This window comes from Mycetocola sp., assembly GCF_046716805.1.
In the GTDB taxonomy this organism is placed as follows: domain Bacteria; phylum Actinomycetota; class Actinomycetes; order Actinomycetales; family Microbacteriaceae; genus Mycetocola_A.
In genome coordinates this window covers 1-3,025 of record NZ_JBKJWH010000084.1, presented here as the reverse complement: position 1 = coordinate 3,025, position 3,025 = coordinate 1, and the positions used below count along the sequence as shown (strand labels likewise).

General features: G+C 58.2%; 4 protein-coding genes. All 4 read right to left on the bottom strand.

Going from position 1 to position 3,025, the window contains the following annotated elements; all coding sequences use genetic code 11:
- Positions 1-278: 278 nt before the first annotated feature.
- Positions 279-1,034: a TatD family hydrolase gene (locus ACLQ62_RS06920; RefSeq protein ID WP_411720916.1), complete on the bottom strand. Its 756-nt coding sequence runs from the start codon at positions 1,032-1,034 to the stop codon at positions 279-281.
- On the bottom strand, positions 1,031-1,723 hold the full coding sequence (locus ACLQ62_RS06915) for a hypothetical protein (protein WP_411720915.1): 693 nt from the start codon (positions 1,721-1,723) through the stop codon (positions 1,031-1,033). The genes ACLQ62_RS06920 and ACLQ62_RS06915 overlap by 4 nt, the downstream gene beginning before the upstream one ends.
- Before the next feature lie 105 nt (positions 1,724-1,828).
- Positions 1,829-2,347: a hypothetical protein gene (locus ACLQ62_RS06910; protein ID WP_411720914.1), complete on the bottom strand. Its 519-nt coding sequence runs from the start codon at positions 2,345-2,347 to the stop codon at positions 1,829-1,831.
- A partial coding sequence (locus tag ACLQ62_RS06905) for a hypothetical protein (RefSeq protein WP_411720913.1) occupies positions 2,344-3,025 on the bottom strand: 682 nt, incomplete at its 5' end. The genes ACLQ62_RS06910 and ACLQ62_RS06905, both read right to left, overlap by 4 nt.

Here is a 3,025-nt window from a genome sequence, read left to right as displayed (position 1 = left end):
CCTCAAGGCCGAACCCTGCGTGCCTGCCCAAACGGGGACTCAAGTTCACGCCCGTCCCTCCCTGTCCCCACCAACCCCTCCGAAAATGAAGGGTAAATCGGGAAATACGAGTGTGAGATATCGCGATAGGTGAGCTACCCGCTCCACTTGCACCCGCGAGATTGCTGGGGTCTCATTCCATGTCGTGGAGTCGCGCGGTCAAACTACTTGAGCCAAGGGTGCTCCGCTCACGCGGGAACGACCGTATGCATACGCGCGGCCCGAACCGCTGTGATACCTCAGGAAGCCGGGCTCGAGATTCCCGACTCTCGGTATAGAGCCCCGACATTTGCGTTTAGCTGATCTGCGACGACCTTAGGTTCGGTATCCCATCGCCCTGCGATCTGCCGCACTAGCTCGGAGAGGGCTGAGGGCCAAAGGGGCAGACCTGCTGAAGTCGTAAAGGGCCCGTCGGTCTCAAGCAGTAGACGCGATCGCGGAACCTCTGCGATGACTTTGCTCCCTCTCGAAGACCTCAGCATCACCTCATTGATCGAGAAGTAGAGGCCAGCTTTCACGGCTAACGCCGCTGTCCTGCTGTCCCCCGAATACCAATGCAGCACCCCGTGAATCCCGTTGTCCGCCGCCAAGGCCACCACGTCAGCCGACGCTCCACGGCTGTGGAAAGAAACAAGTTTTGACCGACTGAGCGAGTGTTGGAGGATGCTCTCCAGCACCCTCCTCTGGCTTCTTCTGTCCGTCTCGCTGGTACTTCGGCCATAGTCCAGGCCAATCTCCGAGATCCAGGTTGTTTCAGGCAGGAATCTGAAGAATCGTGAGAGCTGCGAGGAGCTTCGAATCGCGTGGCTTCCCGGGTGCAACCCTAGCCCCACCTGGACCGCTGATTTCGAACCGATTCGTGTCTTGAGGCGCTTGTACTCTTCAGGGCTCTCGGTGGCTACGACTATGGATACATTGGCTTCCCGCGCCTTTCGAAGGACCTCGGATGGTTCCTCGTACTGGCCCAAGTGGCAGTGGGTGTCGAGGAGTTTCACGATGGAATTGCTTCGATTGCATTGCGCAGCCCGTCCTGCGCTTCATCCTCCAGCCAGCGCCGGATCTCCTGGTTTCCTCGACGCCACACGTCAATGTAGCGCTGACGCGTTGAGGGCAGCGGACCGTTGCGGACAACGTCTCTATCCGGGCGATTCGAGAAGACGGCGTTGAGAACGGCGCGCAGATCAGCGCCCCTCCCGTGTTCCTCATGGATGCTCGGACCGGTCAATATGTCCCACGCGTATTCGTCTCGTTTGAAACCCGCGGCGTGCATCGACGACTGTCGAATAATGCAAGGAAAGCAGTATCCACAGTTGCCTTGCTGGCGGTTGCCCCATCTCCCGACCTCGGGATGAGAACAAGACACAGACATGGGCGCAAGGCGCCTGAGTAGGTCCTGATTCGCCGATTGTTGGAGCATTTCTCCCTTGGTGCAAAATTCGTAAGGATTCTGGATCGGATTTGCGATCCCTGAGGCATGCAACGCCGTTTCAAGCAACGCTAAGTAATGCGGATGAGTCGTCCTCGTGCTGAGGCTGCCAACCCTGGCTTTGGTCAGCGGAACGTTGAGAGCGATGTACCCATTCTCCGGCACGACGAGAGGTACGTGGTCTCCGGATGCGGCGGCGAGTGTCAGTGCCGCAGAAATGAAAAGGAAGGAGCGCGCTCGGGTGGTGGTTTCCACCACGGGGTGAGTTCCGCCCTGCTCTATCGGGGCCGGTCGAACAAAAAACCGCCGCAGAACGACGCGTTCAGTGCCAAAGTGTGAGGCGAGTTCATGCGCAATTTGAACTTACCGAGGCGATGCTTGTCCTCCCTCGTAATGAGCGACGAGTCCCACTCTGGAATCGGGGTTCCCTTCTAGAAGGTCAATGACCCCACACAGCGAGTCGAGTCCGCCAGAAAACAAAGAGACGACGTCAACTTCGGCGGAGCTGAAAAGAGGCGGCGCGCTGAGTGCAAATTGTGGCTCTGACTTCAACTCCCGCTCAATCTGCCAATCGTCTCCAGTCAGGAAACTCAGCGGAGCCGAAAAGAGAGAGGGCTCGAAGTTGCGATCGGCGACAACTTTCAATGAGATTCTCCGCGTCCACGCATCCTGCGAAGCAGTACGCGTGGCAATTTTGTCTATGGAATACACGGCAGCTGCGATGGCGAGGAGCGTGTCGCCTGCCTCTGTTGGTCGCCAACCATCGAAGAACTCGGGCGTCCATCCGATCAGGGAGCCATGACCTGCTTCAAGAGAGAGACAATCTACTGCTCCGTCTCCGTCATCGACGCTTGCAGGCCAAAGCGAATACTGGAACGTCATAGGTCTCCGTCTCCGAACGCTTCCAGGGCCCGATAGACGTCGGCGACCGCTTCGTTAGCGAAGTCTCTTCCTTCGGCGCCGGCCCAGTCGAAATTCAGTGCGCTACTTGGGAGATGAATTTCCACGTAACCTTCGATCATTTCGATGATGCGCTCGTCCGCCCTGCGTGCGGCGACAGGATTCATTATGCGCGCGAGGCGCTCACCGATCGCCGGAATACGGTTGTACACATACCGCGCGAGAAAATCACGGAGTAGCTCCTCGAGGCCGAGCTCGGTCATCGAAAGGGCAGCCATGTCGTCCCACGACTCGGCCGTACCGAAGTACTCGTCGAGTACGTCACATTGGGCGTCTCGTGCGGCCTGACTCTCCAAATCGCCGCCGTCGCCTGTTAATAGAGTGAGGAGTTCATCCAGCACATCGAATCGGTCGCCGCCGATTAAGTGTTGGAGTCCTATCCGCTCAATGGCCTCAGCAAACCCAACTTCGGCAATAGAGGAGAAGAACTCCCCCAGCCTTGCAATTGCGACTCTTCCCGCTGCTGCCGATCTTGCCGCCCCGGACGCTCCGCCGAAGACGGCGACCTGACGTCCCAAGAGTCGCTGTATTTGATCATCAGTTCCGCCACCCGTCCCGGCGGATTTGGCATAGTTGGATGCCGCGTGTGTGAGAGAAGTC

What these genes read in the sequence shown, in the direction of transcription:
- ACLQ62_RS06910 (WP_411720914.1), bottom strand. Translation starts at nt 2,347, where the DNA reads ATGACGTTCCAGTATTCGCTTTGGCCTGCAAGCGTCGATGACGGAGAC.